Origin of the sequence: Actinomadura chibensis NBRC 106107 (genome assembly GCF_001552135.1) — a bacterium.
GTDB lineage: Bacteria > Actinomycetota > Actinomycetes > Streptosporangiales > Streptosporangiaceae > Spirillospora > Spirillospora chibensis.
Map to the genome: position 1 here is coordinate 1 of NZ_BCQP01000049.1, position 17,985 is coordinate 17,985.

Genomic DNA, 17,985 nt, shown 5'->3' on the forward strand with positions numbered 1-17,985 from the left:
GGAAAACAAACGGGAACCAGTTTGTTAAGTGAATATTGCTCCGAGCTTGGCTGTTCGGACGCTAGGTTTGCCCGCCCCGTGTGGGGTGGTGCGTTGGGCGTTCGGTGGTTTTGGCGGAGGGGAAACACCCGGTCCCATCCCGAACCCGGAAGTTAAGCCCTTCAGCGCCGATGGTACTGCATGGGAGACTGTGTGGGAGAGTAGGACACCGCCGGACATTTATTAAGGGGAGGCCCCGCCGTTATCGGCGGGGCCTTCCTCATTTCTAGGGTTGTGTTGCTCGCGGACGCTGGATTGGGTCAGACGGTGAATCGCCTAGAGATCGAAGTCGTCGCACCGGACGAACACTCAGACGACCTCGTCACGACGAAGCTGCTCATCGACGGGCGGGACATCATCGCAGAAGCCTTCGACGCCGGCCCCGCAGAAGACCCCGATCGTCTACTCGGCTCACTGCGTCCTGGCAGTGGCGTCAACACGGTGCGTTTGGCTGAGGCTCGATGCACGGAAGAGTGCTGTGGCGCGCTCTATGTACGAGTTCGGAGGGACGGGAACACGGTCGTCTGGGACGGCTGGCGAAACCCCGACAAGCCCGCCCTCGCCCTGGACACGTTCCGCTTCGACGCAGCCGCATACCTGGCTGAACTCCGACGTGCCGAGAGCGAACGCGATTGGGAATGGCCCGGCCGCGTGGTCGCGCGCCTCCTTCGCGAGGAACTGCGGGGACGCCCCGATATTCTCGCCCGCTGGACAAGTGAACTCGCCTTCGTCGAATGCCTTCCGTGGGAGCGCCGCGAGGTGCGCGTCTCCTTCTTCACGCCTCGGCTGCCCGCGGGGCCGTCCGCCCGTGACGCCTTGTGGAGTCAGTATCTGTTCCGGCTGGACGTGACAGAGGCCGACCCGCAAGAGCAGGCGGCCGAAGCCATTGCCGGACTCCTCGAAAGTGACCCCCGCTTGCGAGCAGAGCGCGTCGGCGGCACCCACCAGAGACCTCCAGAAGATGACGTGCTCTGACCCGCCCGAATTCCCGAAGCTCAGCCCGTCTACGCGAACGCGTTGAAGACGGCCTCTGGGGCGTCTCGTTTCGTGTAGAGGCTCCAGGCGGCGTCCGCGAGGGTGTCCGGGTTGAGTGTGCCGACGACCATTCCGTCCAAGTGGTCGGGCTGCGAGGTGACCATTTGGTGGATGTCACCGCGCTCGATCAGGCCGCCGATGGTGAGCGTCCCGGCGTAGACGCCTTGGTCCGCGAGGGCCGCGTTGAGGGTCAGCGCGTAGTTCCGCAATGCGGCGGACGAGATCGCCAGGTTCCCGATCGCGGGCATGGGGACGACCGAGCTCAGCCCACCGGCGAACAGCAGCCCGCCGTCGCCGCGCTTCACCATCCCGGGCAGGACGGCGCCGACGGTCTCGATCGCCGGGTACACCCAGCTCATCGCTTCCTTGGCGGCGGCGACGTCGGTGGACGTGATGGGTGCCGGGCGCGCGGCGGGGTCCGCGGCGCCGGGGCCGTAGTAGACGGCGTCGATCCCACCATGCCGTTCGGTGATCGTGTGCAGTGCGGCGAGCAGGGCGTCCCGGTCGCGGACGTCGGCCGGATGGGACGTCGCCTCGATGCCCGCGTCCGCCAGCGCGGAGACGTAACCGGCATGCCGGGCGCCGTTCCGCGAGACGAGCGCGATCCGGTGGCCTTCACGGCCGAAGCGGTGCGCGATCGACATGCCGAGGCCGGGCCCGACACCGATGACGACGGTCGTTGCTGACATGACGCGAAACCTCCATGCACTCAACTTGAGGAGGCCCTCAAGTTAGCACATAACTTGAGGGTGCCCTCAAATTCATAGGATGGGGGTATGGCCGAGACGACGAGACCCCGCAGGGCCGACGCCGCGCGCAACCGGGAGAGACTTCTCGCCGCGGCCGCCGCCGTCTTCGGCGAGCGCGGGCTCGACGCTCCGCTGGAGGAGGTCGCGCGCCGCGCCGGAGTCAGCATCGGCACGCTCTACAACCATTTCCCGGCCCGCGAGGACTTCTTCGACGCGATCTTCCCCGAGCGGCTCGCCAAGCTGGACCGGATCGCGGAGGCCGCGCTGTCCGACCCCGACCCATGGAACGGCTTCGTCGTCTTCATCGAGGGCCTCTTCGCCCTGCAGGCCGAGGACCGCGGGCTCAACGACGCGCTGGTCCGGCGCTTCCCGCTCGCGGCCGAGGTCAGCGCGGCATGCCAACGCGGCTTCGCGAACCTGGTCGAGATCATGGCGCGAGCCAAGGCGTCCGGGCAGCTCCGCGACGACTTCGAGGCGTCCGACGTCGCGACGCTGATGTGGGCGATGTCGCAGGTCATCCGCGAGTCGATCGACGTCGCGCCGGACGCCTGGCGGCGCTGCCTCGCCTTCTACCTCGACGGCCTGCGCGCGACCGCCGCGCACCCGATCGACGTCCGGCCGCTGACCGAGGAACAGATCGACCGCAGGCACGACGGGCCCCGATGACCCCCGAGGCCCGGCCGCTCAGCCGGATTCCAGTGTTTCCAGCAGGGACGCCACGGCGGCCAGGTCGTTCTCGCTGAAGACGCGGATCCCCTCGCGTTCGAGCAGCGCCGTCGTCACACCCTCGCCCGGGATCGACGTGCCCGTGAAGGTGCCGTCGTAGACGCGGTTGCTGCCGCAGGACGGGCTGCCCTCCTTGAGCAGTGCGATGCGCGCGCCGGTCCGCCGGGCCGCGTCGAGCGCCTGGCGGGCGCCGCGCAGGAACTCGGCGGTCACGTCGGCGCCGCCGTCGGTGCGGACGCGGGCCGTCCCGTCCAGGACGGCGTGCCCGTCGCCGCCGACGATCTCGGCCGGTGGGCGCGGCACGGACAGGCCGCCCGACACCTCGGGGCAGAACGGGACGAGCCGCCCCTCGGTCCGCCACCGTTCGACGAGCTCCCCGCCGACCGGTTTCGCCGCGCCGTCGTAGCGGACGGGCCGTCCGACGAGGCAGGAGCTGACCAGAATGCGTTCCACGCACCCCAGCCTATGCAGGTCGAGCGAATGTCTTACCTCCCGCGACGGCCCCGGCGAATAGTGGAGGGCGACCCCCGTCCGCCGGGAGCCCGGCATGGCCCTTCTCGGCTGTCCACTTCTGGAGGCGAACCGTGCGCGCCGTCCTCGCGGCACGGTCGCGGTTTCTGGGCGCTGTTCGTCGGTTTCCACACGACGTTTCTCGTCCAGTACTGGCTGGGTGCGGAAGGGATGCCGCGACGCTACGCGGACGAGTTCACCGCGCTGAACCGGGTGTCCAGCGCGGGCGCCTTCCTGCTCGGCGTGTCGACGCTGTTCTTCCTCTACACCGGACGGCAAGGCATGCCACGCCGGTGGACGTCGACGATCCCACGGCAATTCCCTGGAATGGGCGACGTCAGCTGCGGATGCGGTTCACCGCGAGCTGGGCGACGCGGACGGCCGCGCCGGGGCTGAGCCGGACGCCGCGCCACGCCAGCCGCCCGTGCGCGGGCGCGACGATGAGCGCCTGGTTGCGGGCGACGCCGCGCATGATGTCGCGGGCCAGCTTCTCCGCCGTGTAGAGGCGCGGGGACGCCTTCGCGATGTCGCCCGTGGCGTCGCCGCTCATCGGTGTCTCGGGCAGGTCCGGGTTGACGTTGTGCAGCAGCGGGGTGTCGACGAAGCTCGGGCAGACGACGCTGACCTTCACGCCGCGTCCGGCCGCCTCGGCGCGCAGCCCGAGGGACAGCCCGACGACGGCGTGCTTGGTCGCCGTGTACGGGATCCCGATCGGCATCGGGACGAGCCCCGCCAGCGACGCGGTGTTGACGATGTGGCCGCGTCCCTGCTCCAGCATGATCGGGTAGGCGGCGTGGACGCCGTGCACGACGCCCTTGAGGTTGATGTCGATCGCGCGGTTCCAGTGGTCGAGCGTGAGCTCCTCGGCGAGGCCGCCGATGGCGATCCCGGCGTTGTTGAACACCAGGTCGAGCCGCCCGTGGTCGTCCTTCACGGACTGGTATACGGCGCTGACCGCGTCGGCGTCGGTGACGTCGAGCGCGGTCGCGGACGCCTTGCCCTTGCCGAGGCCGTTCAACCGGTCCGCGACCTGAGCCGCGCCGTCGGCGTTGACGTCGGTGACCACGACGGTGTCGCCGCGCGCCACCAGGGACGTGGCGATCGCGCGGCCGATGCCGGACGCGCCTCCGGTCACGATCGCGACGCTCATCGCGCGCTCCGCTCGGGTGCGGCCGCGACGGCGCGGCGCTGCTTCGGTTCGTCCCAGATGCCGAACGCCCGCCACACCTGCTTGCCGACCGGGCCGACCACGCCGAGCTCGGCCATCAGGTCGCGGATCTTGCCGACCGAGTTGGCGATCTCGGCCTGCGACGCCTCGCTCCGGTACGCCTGCCGGACGACGTCCTTCGGGATGCCGAAGTGCCGCACCATCGGGCCGGGCGGCGACAGCATGATCCGGGCCATCACGCCGAGCACGACGGGCGTCGCGACGCCGAGGATGCGGCGGCGCAGCGGGTTCATCTTCGGCACGCGGTGCTTGAGGTAGTGCCGGGCGAACGAGATGTGCCGGGCCTCCTCCGCGATGTGGATCCGCATGATGGTCTCTTCGAGCGGGTGCTTGATGTGCCCGCCCTTCAGGGACTTGCGCTGGACGTAGTCGATCGGGTCCTCGCCGCCGAGCACGAACACGAAGAACATCTCGGTGCTGACCAGCGGGATCCACGGCGCGGCCTGCGCGATGAAGCTGAGCGAGCGCGGCATCCCGCGGATCGGCATCTTCGTGCGGTTCACGAACTCCTGGAACATCATCCCGTGGTGACATTCCTCGGTCGTCTCGTGGTAGACGTACCGGAATTCCGGGCGCCCGTTCGGCAGCCGGTAGGCGTAGTTGAGCAGCCCGCGTTTCAGCAGGTTCTCGAACTGGAGCCCGATCTTCATGGCGGTGGCGACGCGCCACAGCCCGATCTGCGCCTGGATCTCCGGCGGCTGCGACCGGTACCACTCGGTCTCGCCGAGCCGGTCGAACGGCGGCAGCACCCAGCGCGGGTCGTTCTTGTCGACGGTGAACTCGGGGTCGTCCCACGGGATGTCGGCGTACGCCTCCCAGTGCTTGTCGACCGACGCCTTGTTCAGGCGGTCGATGACGCCGAGGTAGGACTTCCTGTCCTTGATCTGCTCGCGGACCTCTTCGGCGAGTTCGGTGGGGGCTTCGGGCATTTCGGGGCGCTCCCTAGGGGCGGTCGGCCGGGGCCGACGGACGTTCAGGGGGTGGTGTCAGGGATGGCCGCGGGGACTCCGGGGCCCGGGACGATCAGCCGCGCCACGTCCTTGACCTGGCGCAGCACGGCGGCCTGGTGGCCGTCGGCGTCGTCGTCCAGCGCGTTCTGGATGGACAGCCCGACGAACATCGCGAACACGCCGCGCAGCATCGTCGGGACGAGGTCGGCGGGCAGCGTGTTCGCCGGGAACAGCCGCTCGAAGGTCTCCAGGATGACCTGGAGGATCCGCTCGTTCAGGTCGCGGCACAGCGGCCGCAGCTCGTCGTCGGTGCGGGCCGCGACCGCGAGCTCCATGAGGGCCTTCGCGGGACGTCCGCGGAACACCTCCCAGAGCAGGTCGAGCGCGCCGGAGACGTCGCGCCGCTCGGGCGGCAGCACCGCGAACGCGGTCTCGTACGCCAGCCGCTGCGCTTCGAGGAGGTGCTCCAGCGCCGCCGCGACCAGCACCATCTTGGTCGGGTAGTGGTGCTGCTGCGCGCCGCGCGACACCCCGGCGCGCCGCGCGACCTCCGTGGTGGACGTCCCGGACCAGCCGAGGTCGACGAGGCACTCCATGGTCGCCTCCAGGAGGCGCGCCTGCGTGTGCGACCGGCGTTCCTCCTGCGTACGGCGCCGCGGCGGGCGGTGCCCGCGCCGTCGGCGGCTGCTCACTGCCATGCCCCCGACGGTACGAGCCGACATACAAGCAAGCAAGCCTGCATGTATGTTGTCCGCGTCACAATTGGACATCGAGTCTTATTGATCGCCGGGCGCCCCCGCCGCGTACCGCGCGGGACGTAGTCGGCGCGCCCGCCCTGCGTCCGGGGGAGCAGGCGCGGTGCATCTCCTGACCCGACGACGGGCGGCATGCCGCGCCGCCACGATCCCGGGCATGGGAAACGCAGCAGAGGCAAGGCGATCGATCGACGACGACACGGGCGCGGCGCGCAGCGGCGGCGGCGCCCGGACCGAAGGGCTCACGAAGGTCTACGGCTCCGGCGACATGGCGGTGCGGGCGCTCGTCGACGTCAGCGTGGAGCTCCCGGCGGGCCGGTTCACCGCGATCATGGGGCCGTCCGGGGCCGGGAAGTCCACGCTGATGCACTGCGTGGCGGGGCTGGAGGACGCGACGTCCGGCAAGGTCTACGTCGGCGACCAGGAGCTCGGCGCGCTGTCGGACCGGGGGCTGACGAAGCTCAGGCGCGAGCGGATCGGGTTCGTGTTCCAGGCGTTCAACCTGCTCCCGACGCTGACCGCGCGCGACAACATCCTCCTGCCGATGACGCTGGCGGGCACGACGCCCGACAAGGAGTGGCTGGCGACGGTGGTGCGCGTGCTGCGGCTGGGGGAGCGGCTGTCGCATCGCCCGTCGGAGATGTCGGGCGGGCAGCAGCAACGAGTCGCGCTCGCGCGCGCGCTGGTCACCCGTCCGCAGATCGTGTTCGCGGACGAGCCGACCGGCAACCTCGACTCCCGCACCGGCGGCGAGGTGCTGAACCTGCTCCGCAACGCGGTGGACGACCTGGGCCAGACCGTCGCGATGGTCACCCACGACCCGGTCGCGGCGGGGCACGCCGACGCGGTCGTGTTCCTCGCGGACGGCCGGATCGTCGACGTCATGGACGCGCCCACACCCGACCGGGTGCTGGACAGGATGCGCGGTCTGGGAGACGTCCGATGACAGGGCTCGTCTTCAAGGAACTGTGGGGACGCAAGCGCCGCATGGTCGGCTCGCTGGTGGCGGTCTTCCTCGGCGTCGCCTTCCTGACCGGAACGCTCGTGCTCGGCGACACCCTCGCGGGGAGCATCGACGGGTACTACTCCAAGGCGTTCGGCAAGACGGACGTGACCGTCCGCAACGCGGTGAGCGTCAGCGACGAGCCGTGGGGGTCGCGTGGGCAGATCGACGCGTCCGTCTTGGACAAGGTCCGCCGGGTGGACGGCGTCGCCAACGCCGAACCCGTCATCCGGGGCTCGGGGCAGCTCCTCGCCAAGGACGGCACCGTCATCGCCTCGCGCGGCCCGCGCACCGCTGGGAACTGGATGACCGACCCCAAGCTCAACCCCTACCGGCTCGCCGAGGGACGCGCGCCCCGCGCGCCGAACGAGGTCGTCATCAACAAGATGTTCGCGGACGAGGGCAAGCTCAAGGTCGGCGACCGGACGGCGGTGCTCACCCCGGAGAAGGTCCCGGTGACCGTCGTCGGGATCAGCAAGTTCGGCGACGAGGACGCCTTCGGCGAGACGTCGTTCACCGCGTTCACCCTGGACGACGCCCGCCGCTACGTCGCGAAGTCGCCCGACCGGATCAGCGAGGTCTCGCTCCGCGCCGCGGACGGCGTGAGCCAGGACGAGCTGGCCTCGCGCGTCCGCCCCGTCCTGCCCGGCGGGACCGAGGCGATCACGAACAAGGCGCAGGTGGACGAGGGCATGTCCAAGGTCGAGTCCGGCTTCCTGCAGATCTTCCGGACCGTGCTCGGCGCGTTCGGCGGGGTGGCGCTGCTCGTCGCCGCGTTCAGCATCCACAACACGTTCGCGATCACGATCGCGCAGCGCACCCGCGAGTCGGCGCTGCTGCGCGCGCTCGGCGCCGGACGCCGCCAGGTCATGACGATCGTCGGGTTCGAGGCCCTCGTCATCGGCGCCGCCGCGACGCTCGCCGGGCTCGCCGGCGGGATCGGGTTCGCGCTGTTCCTGCGCTGGCTGTTCGGCGCGTTCCGGATCGGGATCGCGATGGAGGGGCTGAGCGTGTCCGCCACCTCCCTCCTGATCGCCGTGCCGGTCGGCCTGGTGGTGACGCTGGTGGCGGCGCTCGGGCCCGCGCTCCGGGCGTCCCGGGTCGCGCCGCTCGCGGCGCTGCGCGAGACGGCGGCGGAGTCGGCCCGGCCGACCGACACGCGCGTCATCGTCGGCGGCGTGCTGGCCGCCGTCGCCGCCGGGACGGTCGTGTTCGGCGCGGTCCGCGAGCAGCTGGCGATGGCGGGCGCGGGCGCGATCCTGTGCGTGGTCGCGACGGTCGTGCTCGGCCCGGTCGCCGCGCGTCCGGCCGCCGCGCTCATCGGCGCGCCCGCGGCCCGCACGCGCGGTGTCGCCGGGGCGCTGGCCAGGGACAACGCGTCCCGCAGCCCGAAGCGCACGGCGGGCGCCGCGACCGCGCTGATGATCGGCGTCGGCGTCGTGACGCTGCTGACGGTGTTCATCGGGTCGCTCGGCGCGTCCCTGGAGGACAGCGTCGCCGGGTCGTTCAAGGGCCCGCTGGTCGTCAACTCCGGCAACAACGAGACCGGCGGGTTCGGCACCGGGCTCGCCCGGGACGCGGCGCGGCTGCCGCAGGTCGAGCGGGTCGCGGGCGTCGGCGGCGGCGCCATGCGGGTGGACGGCGACGCCTCCACCGTGAGCGTCGCCGACCCGGCCGCGCTGGGACGCGTCCTCGACCTGGACGTCAAGCGGGGCGCGCTGTCGGACGCGGGCACCTTCGCCGTCGCGAAGGGCGTCGCCGACGACAAGGGCTGGCGGGTCGGCTCGACGGTGCCTGTCACGTTCGCCGACGGCGCGTCGCAGCGGCTCACCGTGGGCGCGATCTACGAGAACACCGACCTGACCGGCGACTACGTCGTCCCGCGGACGGTGTTCGACGCGCACACCGGGCAGCCGCTCGACACGCGCGTGTTCGTCGACCTGAAGCCCGGCGCGTCCGTCGCGGAGGCGGAGCGGGCGCTGACCGCGCTCGCCAAGCCCTACGGCGGCCCGGACGTGCAGACGCGCGACGACTTCGTGTCGTCCCTGACCGAGGAGCAGCGGGGGTTCATCACCGTCGTGTACGGGATGCTGGTCCTCGCGATCGTGATCGCCCTGCTCGGCATCGCGAACACGCTGTCGCTGGCCGTCCACGAGCGGACGCGGGAACTCGGCCTGCTGCGCGCGGTCGGCGCGACGCGCCCGCAGATCCGGTCCATGGTCCGCTGGGAATCGGTGATCGTCGCGCTGTTCGGCACGGCGGGCGGGATCGCGCTCGGGCTCTTCCTCGGCTGGGGGCTCGGCGCCGCCCTCGGCAACCCGTTCGCGCCGCCGGTCGTCACGCTGGCCGTGGTCGGGGCGGTCGGCGCGGTGGCGGGGGCGCTCGCCGCGGTGCGCCCGGCGCGGCGCGCGGCCCGGCTGGCGATCCTGTCGGCGATCTCCGCGCCGTGATCCGCCGTCCCCCCGGCCGTGTCGACGGCCGGGGGGACGGGCGTGGGGGAGCGTCGCCTGGCTATGGTGAGTCCATGCAGGTCAACCAGTCGGGCAAGCTGACCAACGTCTGTTACGACATCCGGGGGCCGGTCCTCAAGCGGGCCAAGCAGCTGGAGGCGCAGGGCAACAACATCCTCAAGCTGCACATCGGCAACCCGGCCCCGTTCGGCTTCGAGGCGCCGCCGGAGCTGCTCCAGGACATGATCCGCAACCTGCCGGAGGCGCACGGCTACAGCGACTCCAAGGGCATCCTGCCCGCCCGCCGCGCCATCGTGCAGCGGCTGGAGGACGACGGCGTCACCGGCGTCGACGTCGAGGACGTCTACCTCGGCAACGGCGTCTCCGAGCTGATCGTGATGACCCTGCAGGCGCTCCTCAACGACGGCGACGAGGTGCTGATCCCCGCCCCGGACTACCCGCTGTGGACGGCCGCGGTGTCGCTGTGCGGCGGGACGCCCGTCCACTACCTGTGCGACGAGGCCGCCGACTGGGCGCCCGGCCTGGACGACATCGAGTCCAAGATCACCGACCGGACGCGGGCGCTGGTCCTGATCAACCCGAACAACCCGACCGGCGCGGTGTACCCGCGCGCGGTGCTGACCGGGATCGTCGAGCTGGCCCGGCGGCACAACCTGATCGTCTTCGCGGACGAGATCTACGACCGGATCCTGTACGACGACGCCGAGCACGTGCCGATCGCGTCCCTCGCCCCCGACCTGCTGTGCCTCACGTTCGGCGGGCTGTCGAAGAACTACCGCGTGGCGGGGTTCCGGGCGGGCTGGGTCGCGCTGTCCGGGCCGAAGGAGCACGCCGAGTCGTACATAGAGGGCCTGGACATACTGGCCAACATGCGGCTGTGCCCGAACGTCCCCGGGCAGCACGCCATCCAGGCCGCGCTCGGCGGCTACCAGAGCATCGACGACCTGGTCCTGCCGACCGGACGGCTGGGCGAGCAGCGCGACCGCGCGTGGAAACTCCTGAACGACCTGCCGGGGGTGAGCTGCGTACGGCCCATGGGCGCGCTTTACGTCTTCCCCCGGCTCGACCCCGAGATGTACCCCATCGAGGACGACATGCGGTTCGCGCTCGACCTTCTCGAACAGCAGAAACTGCTCATCGTTCAGGGGACGGGGTTCAACTGGCCGTCCACGGACCATTTCCGCATCGTCACCCTGCAATACGCCGACGACCTGGAGGACGCCGTCGGCCGCATAGGCGAATTCCTCAGTACCTACCGTCGCTGACCGGTGGTGTCCTAGGCCGGGTTGGACGCGGCGGCGTCGAGGCGGCGCAGGGCTCCGCGGACGACGTCCGGGTCGGTCGTGGCCCAGAACGGCGGCAGCGAGTTCTTGAGGAAACCCCCGTAGCGCGCCGTGGCGAGCCGCGGGTCGAGGACGGCGACGACGCCCCGGTCGTCCATCGACCGGAGCAGGCGTCCCGCGCCCTGGGCGAGGAGCAGCGCGGCGTGCGTCGCGGCGACCGCCATGAAGCCGTTGCCGCCGCGCGCCGCGACCGCCCGCGACCGCGCCGATGACACGGGGTCGTCCGGGCGCGGGAACGGGATCCGGTCCATGATGACGAGTTGCAGCGACGGGCCGGGCACGTCCACGCCCTGCCAGAGCGACAGGGTGCCGAACAGGCACGTCCGCTCGTCGTCGGCGAACTGCTTGACCAGGAGGGACGTGGAGTCGTCGCCCTGGCAGAGGAGCGGATGCGACAGGTGGTCCTTCAGCTCGTCGGCCGCCCGGCGCGCCGCCCGCATCGAGGAGAACAGGCCGAGCGTGCGGCCGCCCGCCGCCTCGATCAGCTCGGTGATCTCGGTCAGGTAGGCGTCGGCGAGGCCGTCCCGCCCGGGTTGGGGGAGATGGCGCGCGACGTACAGGATGCCCGCCTTCGGATGGTCGAACGGGGAGCCGACGTCGAGCCCTGACCAGGCGATGTCCTCGGCCTCGGCGGCCTTCTCGGTCTCCGTCGCGGTCCGGGCGAGGCCCTCGGCGGCGGTCTTCGCGTCCCGCGGGCCGTTCTCGTTCAGCGGCGGCAGGCCCCACTGGCGCGCCAGCGGCTCGAACGACCCGCCCAGCGTCAGCGTCGCGGACGTGAGGATCGCGGTGCGCTGCTCGAACAGGGTCGTCCGCAGCAGGCCGCCCACCCCGATCGGCGCGACGTGCAGCGTGGGCGGACGTTTCGGGCGCCCGTCCTGGACGAACGGCTTCTCCAGCCAGACCACGTCGAAGCGCTGCGCCATCTCCGGCTTGAACGCGTCCAGCATCCGCACGGCCGTGTCGTGGAGGTCTTCCAGCGAGGACCGTGCCGCCTTGCGCGCGGCGGCGTCGCCCGGGTCGGCGTCCTTCCTCTCCGGGCCGAGCGAGGTGACGCACGCGTGCGCGGCGTCGCGTATGGAGGCGAGGGTGTTCCCAAGCGCCTGGGACAGGACGTCCATACGCTCGGCGGGCATCTCCTCCAGGAGAAGGCCGAGGCCCTCCGCCGACTCCTTCAGCCTGTCGGCGGTGGTCTCGTCGATGAGACGTCCGCACCGGCGGGCCGCCGTCTCGACACCGGCCGCGCTCAGATCGCCGGTGGCGACGGACGTGACCCGGTCGACCAGTTCGTGCGCCTCGTCCACGATGACGACATCGTGCTCAGGAAGGACCTGGAACTCCTCCAGCGCGTCGATGGCGAGCAGGGCGTGGTTGGTGACGACGATGTGCGAGTCGCCCGCCTCCGCCCGCGCCAGCTCGGCGAAGCACTCCGTGCCGTGCGGGCAGCGTTGCGCTCCCAGGCACTCCTTCGCGGTGACGGCGACCTGCCGCCACGCCTGTTCGCTCACCCCGGGGACCAGTTCGTCGCGGTCGCCGGTCTTGGTCTCGTCCGCCCACTCGTTGAGGCGCTTCACCTGGCGTCCGAGCGTGGACAGCTGCTGCGGGTCGAACAGGCTCGGGCCCTCGTCCTCCTCCGGGACGCCCGTCTGCACACGGTGCAGGCAGAGGTAGTTGCGGCGGCCCTTGAGGATCGCGAACTTCAGCTCCGTGCCGAGCAGCGGGCCGAGCGCCTCCGCCAGGCGCGGCAGGTCGCGGTCGACGAGCTGGCGCTGCAACGCGATCGTCGCCGTCGACACGACCACCGTCGTCTGCTTCTCCACCGCGTACCGGACCGCCGGGACGAGATAGGCCAGCGACTTTCCCGTCCCCGTTCCGGCCTGCGCGGCGACGTGCTCACCGGACTCGATCGCCTTCTCCACCGCCCTGGCCATCTCCATCTGGCCCGGTCTCTCGGCGCCCCCGATGGACGCGACGGCGGCGGCGAGCAGGGTCGCCATGTCGGGAATCCGGGTATCGCTGCCGGTCAGCAGATCAGGGGCGGGCACGTCGCCCAACGCTACCGTCCGGGGCGGACACCCGCGTCCGCTACCCGACCGCCCGAAGTTATCCACAGGTGGCGGATCCGGGGCGCCGCGTGCCGCCCGGCTGCGAGCGTCGACGGCATGACATCAATGGTGATCCGCACCCTGCTCGACGCCATCGCGGCCGTGCCGTACCTGCTCGGGTTCCACCCGTCCCGCAGCCTCGTCGTGATCGGCTTCGACGGCTCCCTGCCCGGCGCCTGCGCGGCCCGGCTCGACTTACCGGCGTGCGCGGCCGCCGACCGGACGGCCGTCGTCCTCGCAGGTCACGGCTTCCGCCGCGCCCTCCTGCTCGGCTACGGCCCGGCGGCCGAGGTCGGCGAGTCCGCCGCCGCCATGCACGCCGCCCTCGGCTCGGCGGGCGTGACCGTCGCCGGGGCCGCCCGCGTCGCCGACGGCCGCTACTGGCCGCTCACTCCCGACTGCCCGGCGGAGGGCGTCCCCTACGACGTCTCCGCCAGCGCCATCGCCGCCGAGGCGACCTTCGCGGGACGCGTCGTCCTCGCCGACCGGGACGCGCTCGTCCGCTCCGTCCAGCCGCTCGACGGCCCCGGCAGGGCCGCCATGCGCCGCGCCACCGAGCGCGCCGAACGCGTCGAGCCCGGGCCGGACTCCGACCCACTGGCCCTTCTCGACCGCGTCCTGGCCCGCGCGCACGTAGGCGTCCTCGCGACCGACGACGAGGTGGCCCGGCTCGGCGTCCACCTCACCGACCTGCGCGTCCGCGACGAGGCCTGGCTGCGGCTGGACGAGGACGCCCCCGCCGCCGACATCGTCTTCTGGCGGGACGTCCTGCGCCGCGTCGAGGAGCGGTACGTCCCGGCCCCGGCGTCCCTGCTGGCCTACGCCGCCTACAGCGCGGGCGACGGCGGCCTGGCCAACGTCGCCCTCGAACGCGCCCTGAACGCCGACCCGTCCTACACGATGGCCGTCCTGCTCCACGAGGTCATCGACGCGGGCATCCCCCCGTCCAAACTCCACAAATGCCGAAAGGACCACCGCCAAGCAGCAAGCTGACCCGCAACACCCGCCCCCCCAGCTGGTGCGGTGCACTGCTGGCCAAACGTCTGACTTGAGGAGTCCACGGACGAGCGGAGCCGCCGATAGCGCCGTCGCGGAGCGTGGCGAACACCCTTCGCGGCGGCCGCCGGGCCGGATGCGGCCCCCGGCGCTTCCCGCTGTGAGCAGGGGGCCGTGTTCTCGCGCCCGGTGCCTCGCCTAGGGTGCTGATCATGGCATGTCGCATTTCCGAGCTGGTGATCGATTGCCGGGACCCGCAGACGCTGGCCGCGTTCTGGTGCGAGGTTCTGGGGTTCAGCGTCCTCGACACGGAGGACGGCGCGATCGAGATCGGGCCGCCCGAAGGGTTCGGCGGCCTGCAACCGACCCTGATCTTCAGCCCCAGCACCGACCCCAAAGCGGGCAAGCTGCCGCTGCACATCGACGTCAACCCCACCGACCGCGACCAGGACGCCGAACTCCAGCGCCTCCTGGCCATCGGCGCCCGCCCAGCCGACATAGGCCAGACCGGCCAGGAGACCTGGCATGTCCTGACCGACCCAGAGGGCAACGAATTCTGCCTCCTACGAGCCCGCCTAACCTGACCACCCCACCCCCTGCGCAGACCCCCTGCCGCCAGGGCACCACCCCAGACGACCGCCCACAACAGACCAGCCACACCCACGTCCCGCCCGCACGGCCCCACCCGCACAGCACCGCGCCATACCGCCTACCCACGGCGCCGTGCTGCACTGCCACTCCCACCAGGCCGCGCGCTACCCGCCGTCCCCGCCCGCGCCTGCGGCCGTCTAGCCGGGGCTGCCGCCCTAACCTTGCCTGCCGCGCTGTACCTGCCGCGCCGCCCACACCGCGCCGCGCATGCGCCGTGCGCATGCCGGGCCGTGCGCATGCGAGCCGCGCTACTCGCGCTGTGTGTTCAGGCTGTGTTTGCGCGCGGTGCTTGCTGTGCGCTGGGTGATGGTGTGTCGTCTGGGCGCGCATGCCATACCTGCGGCATTGCGTCTGCTGGTGTGTCGGCCGTTCTGCTCGGCGCGCCTGCCGTGCTGTCGGCCTCGGCTGCCGCCTCAACCTTGCCTGCCGCGCTGTACCTGTCGCGTCGCCCATGCCGCGCGGCGCGTGTGCCTCACGCATGCTGCGCCGTCTGCGCCATGCCGTGCCGTCTGCGGCATGCCGTGCCGTCTGCGGCATGCCGTGCCGCCCGCGCTGCGCCGCCCGGACGTCTTCGCCACACCGCGTCGTCCGCGCTGCGCCGCTCGCGCTGCGTGTTCCCGCCGTGTTCGTGGACGGTGCTTGCTGTGTGCTGGGTGATGCTGTGTCGTCTGGGCGCGCAATGCCGTGCCTGCGGCGTTGTGTCTGCTGGTGTGTCGGCCGTTCTGCTCGCCGCGCCTGCCGTGCCGTTGGCCTCGGCTGCCGCCTCAACCTTGCCTGTCGCGCTGTACCTGCCGCGCCGCGTGTGCCTCGCCTATGCTGCGCCGCCCGCGCCGCGCCGCCCGGACGTCTTCGCCTGCCGCGTCGCCCATGCCGCGCCGCGCGTGTGCCTCACGCATGCTGCGCCGTCTCGCCATGCCGTGCCGTCTGCGCCATGCCGCGCCGCCCGCGCCAATTGCGCCATGCTGCGCTGTTCGCGCCGTCCGCGCCATGCCGCGCTACGCCGGTTGCGCTGTGTGTTCCCGCCGTGTTCGTGGACGGTGCTTGCTGTGTGCTGGTCTGTGTGTGCAGGCCGTGTCGGCGGCGTTGTGGCTGCTGGTGTGTCGGCCGGTTTGCCTGCCGGGCCTGTCGTGGGTGCCTGCGCGCGCTGGGGAGTGCGGCGCGTGGGCGGTGCCTTCGTCGCTTGTGCCTGCTTAGTGGTGTGTGGTGGGGGTGTTGGGATCGGGCGTGGTCGGGCTTGCTTTTTTGGTCGCCCTCGGAAGTGGATCATGGTTGACTCCGGCAGGGGAGGTAGTGGCCATGTATGCGTCTGAACAGGTGTGGCGTGAGGTTGACGCCTACTTCATCGAGTCTCTTGTTGTCGAGGACGGTGCGCTCAGTGAAGCCCGCGCGTCTGGTGCGCGCACCACGATGCCCCAGGCGGAGGTGTCGCCTAACCAGGGGAAGCTCCTTGCGATGCTCTGCCAGGTCGCCGGGGCGCGTCGCGTTCTGGAGTTCGGCACCCTTGCCGGGTACAGCACGGTATGGATGGCGCGCGCTGTCGGTGAGGGCGGACATGTGACCACCCTGGAACTGGAGGAACAGAACGCAGAGGTCGCCCAGCGAAATCTCGAACGCGCGGGGGTCGCCGATCGCGTTGAGGTTCTGGTGGGCCCGGCGGCCGAATCCGCACAACGTCTCATCGACGATGGCGTCGCGCCGTATGACTTCGTGTTCATCGATGCGGACAAGCCGAGCAACCCGGCCTACCTGCGGGCGTCGCTGGCGCTGACCCGTCCGGGTGCCGTGATCGTGATCGACAATGTCGTCCGCAACGGTGCGGTCACCGATCCGAGCAGCTCCGACGCCAGGGTTCAGGGGGTGCGGGCAGTCGTGGCCGACATCGCAAGTGATCCGCGCCTGGACGCCACCACGCTCCAGACGGTGGGCATCAAGGGGTGGGACGGCTTCACACTCATCCGCCGGACCGGTTGACCCACCTGAGGATCGTTCGGTCTGCGTGCGGCGGGTGGTGCTATGGGCGGGTGGGTAGCCGGTGGTTGGGGTTAGGGGGCTACTGCTTGGCCGGGGGTGCCGGGGTCTATGCGGCGGTCCGGGTTGCGGGCGTTCCAGGCGCGCATGCGGGGCGGGTAGCCGACGATCTGGACGTCGTAGACCGGGAGGCCGAGGTCGTGGGCGACCTTGCCGATGACCTTGGGGGAGCCGACGCGGCGGCGCGTCCATTCGCCGTCGTGGGCGACGGCCACGGCGGTGGTGTCGGTGGCGAAGGTCTCCGGCTCGACGAAGAATTCGACGCCGCGGCGCGAGCGGGCGAATGCGATCAATGCCTCGATGTCGGCGTCCGTCGCCTCGCGGTCGAGCTTCGTCACCGTCGATCCGCGGTTCTTGCGGATCCCGAATCGATCCCGGAACCTCATTGCCTGCCCCGTTGTCCGAAGGGCTCCGGAACCATTCCGAAGCCGGTTGCGATGTACGACAATAACGAGCTTTCGGCGTCCGGAGGTTCCCGACACAGCGCCGACATACCCGGCAGGACGAGGACCGCGTCCTAGACTGGCGAGCCTAGGGGGACCACCAGCGGGGGTGTTGATGGACGGGCCGGTCCTGGTCCGGCGGGCGGCCGCTGCCGTGCTGGCGGCCGCGATCTGCGGATGGCTGAGCACATTCGCCCCCGGCGCGGAACGTGTCGAGCTCACCGCCGCGCACGGCCGCGGGCCCGACCACAAGGCGCCGAAACGTCCGCCGGAACCGCCCAAACCGCCGCCTCCCGATTGCGCGCGTGCGAAATGTGTGGCGCTGACGTTCGACGACGGTCCGAGCGAGAGCACCGCCGAATTGCTGGACATCCTCGCCGCCCGCAAGGTCAGGGCGACCTTCTTTCTGATCGGGGAGAACGTCGTGAAGCGTCCCGATCTGGTGCGGCGCGAGCACGACGCCGGGCACGAGATCGCCGACCATAGCTACACGCACGCCGACCTCGGGAGAGCGTCCAAGAAGCAGACGCTTTCGGAGTTGACGAGGACGCAGGACGCGATCCGGCAGGCGTCCGGGTACACGCCCGTGCTGCTCCGTCCGCCTTATGGGTCGACGTCCAAACGGTTGGCGGAACTCACCCGCGAACTGGGGCTCGCGCAGGTGCTGTGGTCGGTCGACCCGGTCGACTGGGAGCACCGCGACACCGGATATGTCGAGCGCCGGGTGCTGAAGGCGGTGAAGCCGGGCGACATCGTCCTTATGCACGACATCCACCCGACCACCGTGAAGGCCGTCCCGGAGATCATCGACCGGCTGGCGGGCGAGGGCTACACGTTCGTCACCGTGCCGGAGCTCTTCGGCGGCAGGCTGATCCCGGGGGAGGAGTACGACCGGCGGAACTCAGGGGAGGGTCAGGGACTTCCCTGATGGCCCGACGCGCTTTCCGCGCCGACCA

At 71.2% G+C, this 17,985-nt stretch carries 16 protein-coding genes, 1 rRNA gene and 1 pseudogene; 11 read left to right on the top strand and 7 right to left on the bottom strand.

The features are described 5' to 3' along the window. The first annotated feature begins 100 nt into the window (after positions 1–100). Both rrf and ACH01S_RS42655 read left to right on the top strand, forming a co-directional pair. Positions 101–217 (top strand): 5S ribosomal RNA (gene rrf, locus ACH01S_RS27360). A gap of 89 nt (positions 218–306) precedes the next feature. Continuing rightward, positions 307–1,014 carry a hypothetical protein gene (locus ACH01S_RS42655; protein WP_148344823.1) on the top strand — a complete coding sequence of 236 codons (708 nt, stop codon included), beginning with the start codon at positions 307–309 and terminating at the stop codon, positions 1,012–1,014. A 29-nt stretch (positions 1,015–1,043) separates the two neighbouring features. Here the strand turns inward: ACH01S_RS42655 and ACH01S_RS27365 are convergent, their stop codons facing one another. Continuing rightward, entirely contained in the window at positions 1,044–1,763 is a 720-nt protein-coding gene (locus ACH01S_RS27365; RefSeq protein ID WP_067897584.1) for an SDR family NAD(P)-dependent oxidoreductase, read from the bottom strand. 87 nt (positions 1,764–1,850) lie between these two features. Between ACH01S_RS27365 and ACH01S_RS27370 the strand changes: the two genes are divergently transcribed. After that, a complete protein-coding gene (locus ACH01S_RS27370) occupies positions 1,851–2,489 on the top strand; it encodes a TetR/AcrR family transcriptional regulator (RefSeq protein ID WP_067897587.1) in 639 nt (212 codons plus the stop codon). A gap of 18 nt (positions 2,490–2,507) precedes the next feature. Here the strand turns inward: ACH01S_RS27370 and ACH01S_RS27375 are convergent, their stop codons facing one another. Continuing rightward, complete coding sequence (locus ACH01S_RS27375) at positions 2,508–3,002, bottom strand: 2-thiouracil desulfurase family protein (protein ID WP_067897590.1); 495 nt, start codon at positions 3,000–3,002, stop codon at positions 2,508–2,510. Positions 3,003–3,164: 162 nt separating this feature from the next. Here ACH01S_RS27375 and ACH01S_RS46185 point away from each other — a divergent pair. Beyond that, positions 3,165–3,417: pseudogene (locus tag ACH01S_RS46185) on the top strand (aa3-type cytochrome oxidase subunit I); the annotation flags it as partial. Here ACH01S_RS46185 and ACH01S_RS27380 read toward each other — a convergent pair. From ACH01S_RS27380 to ACH01S_RS27390, 3 genes are read right to left on the bottom strand one after another with little or no spacing between them, the layout of a single operon-like run. Continuing rightward, the gene (locus tag ACH01S_RS27380; RefSeq protein WP_067897594.1) at positions 3,397–4,209 is read right to left on the bottom strand and encodes an SDR family NAD(P)-dependent oxidoreductase; all 813 of its coding nucleotides are present in this window, start codon (positions 4,207–4,209) and stop codon (positions 3,397–3,399) included. The pseudogene ACH01S_RS46185 and the gene ACH01S_RS27380 sit on opposite strands and share 21 nt — an antisense overlap. Beyond that, the gene (locus tag ACH01S_RS27385; RefSeq protein WP_067897598.1) at positions 4,206–5,216 is read right to left on the bottom strand and encodes an AurF N-oxygenase family protein; all 1,011 of its coding nucleotides are present in this window, start codon (positions 5,214–5,216) and stop codon (positions 4,206–4,208) included. Before ACH01S_RS27385 ends, ACH01S_RS27380 begins: the two co-directional genes overlap by 4 nt. 44 nt (positions 5,217–5,260) lie before the next feature. Then, the gene (locus ACH01S_RS27390) at positions 5,261–5,935 is read right to left on the bottom strand and encodes a TetR/AcrR family transcriptional regulator (protein WP_246237225.1); all 675 of its coding nucleotides are present in this window, start codon (positions 5,933–5,935) and stop codon (positions 5,261–5,263) included. A gap of 214 nt (positions 5,936–6,149) precedes the next feature. Between ACH01S_RS27390 and ACH01S_RS27395 the strand changes: the two genes are divergently transcribed. The 3 genes from ACH01S_RS27395 (at position 6,150) to ACH01S_RS27405 (ending at position 10,731) form a co-directional block, all read left to right on the top strand. Further along, positions 6,150–6,938 carry an ABC transporter ATP-binding protein gene (locus tag ACH01S_RS27395; protein WP_083981200.1) on the top strand — a complete coding sequence of 263 codons (789 nt, stop codon included), beginning with the start codon at positions 6,150–6,152 and terminating at the stop codon, positions 6,936–6,938. Continuing rightward, positions 6,935–9,445, top strand: coding sequence for an ABC transporter permease (locus tag ACH01S_RS27400; RefSeq protein ID WP_067897605.1), 2,511 nt, complete (start codon positions 6,935–6,937; stop codon positions 9,443–9,445). The genes ACH01S_RS27395 and ACH01S_RS27400 overlap by 4 nt, the downstream gene beginning before the upstream one ends. A 74-nt stretch (positions 9,446–9,519) precedes the next feature. Next, positions 9,520–10,731, top strand: coding sequence for a pyridoxal phosphate-dependent aminotransferase (locus ACH01S_RS27405; RefSeq protein ID WP_067897608.1), 1,212 nt, complete (start codon positions 9,520–9,522; stop codon positions 10,729–10,731). A gap of 11 nt (positions 10,732–10,742) precedes the next feature. Here the strand turns inward: ACH01S_RS27405 and ACH01S_RS27410 are convergent, their stop codons facing one another. After that, on the bottom strand, positions 10,743–12,803 hold the full coding sequence (locus ACH01S_RS27410) for an ATP-dependent DNA helicase (protein WP_174564917.1): 2,061 nt from the start codon (positions 12,801–12,803) through the stop codon (positions 10,743–10,745). Between the two features lie 165 nt (positions 12,804–12,968). Between ACH01S_RS27410 and ACH01S_RS27415 the strand changes: the two genes are divergently transcribed. The 3 genes from ACH01S_RS27415 to ACH01S_RS27425 all read left to right on the top strand — a co-directional run bounded on the left by ACH01S_RS27415 (position 12,969) and on the right by ACH01S_RS27425 (position 16,529). After that, positions 12,969–13,904 (top strand): DUF4192 domain-containing protein, encoded by a 936-nt coding sequence (locus ACH01S_RS27415; RefSeq protein WP_067897612.1) that lies wholly within the window; start codon positions 12,969–12,971, stop codon positions 13,902–13,904. Between the two features lie 215 nt (positions 13,905–14,119). After that, entirely contained in the window at positions 14,120–14,491 is a 372-nt protein-coding gene (locus tag ACH01S_RS27420; RefSeq protein ID WP_067897841.1) for a VOC family protein, read from the top strand. A 1,363-nt stretch (positions 14,492–15,854) separates the two neighbouring features. Next, positions 15,855–16,529 carry an O-methyltransferase gene (locus ACH01S_RS27425; RefSeq protein ID WP_067897615.1) on the top strand — a complete coding sequence of 225 codons (675 nt, stop codon included), beginning with the start codon at positions 15,855–15,857 and terminating at the stop codon, positions 16,527–16,529. 71 nt (positions 16,530–16,600) lie between these two features. Here ACH01S_RS27425 and ACH01S_RS27430 read toward each other — a convergent pair whose 3' ends face one another. Beyond that, positions 16,601–16,972 carry a hypothetical protein gene (locus tag ACH01S_RS27430; RefSeq protein WP_067897618.1) on the bottom strand — a complete coding sequence of 124 codons (372 nt, stop codon included), beginning with the start codon at positions 16,970–16,972 and terminating at the stop codon, positions 16,601–16,603. A 172-nt stretch (positions 16,973–17,144) separates the two neighbouring features. On the opposite strand from ACH01S_RS27430, the gene ACH01S_RS27435 reads away from it, so the two are divergent. Further along, positions 17,145–17,957 carry a polysaccharide deacetylase family protein gene (locus ACH01S_RS27435; RefSeq protein ID WP_067897621.1) on the top strand — a complete coding sequence of 271 codons (813 nt, stop codon included), beginning with the start codon at positions 17,145–17,147 and terminating at the stop codon, positions 17,955–17,957. Positions 17,958–17,985 lie beyond the last annotated feature (28 nt).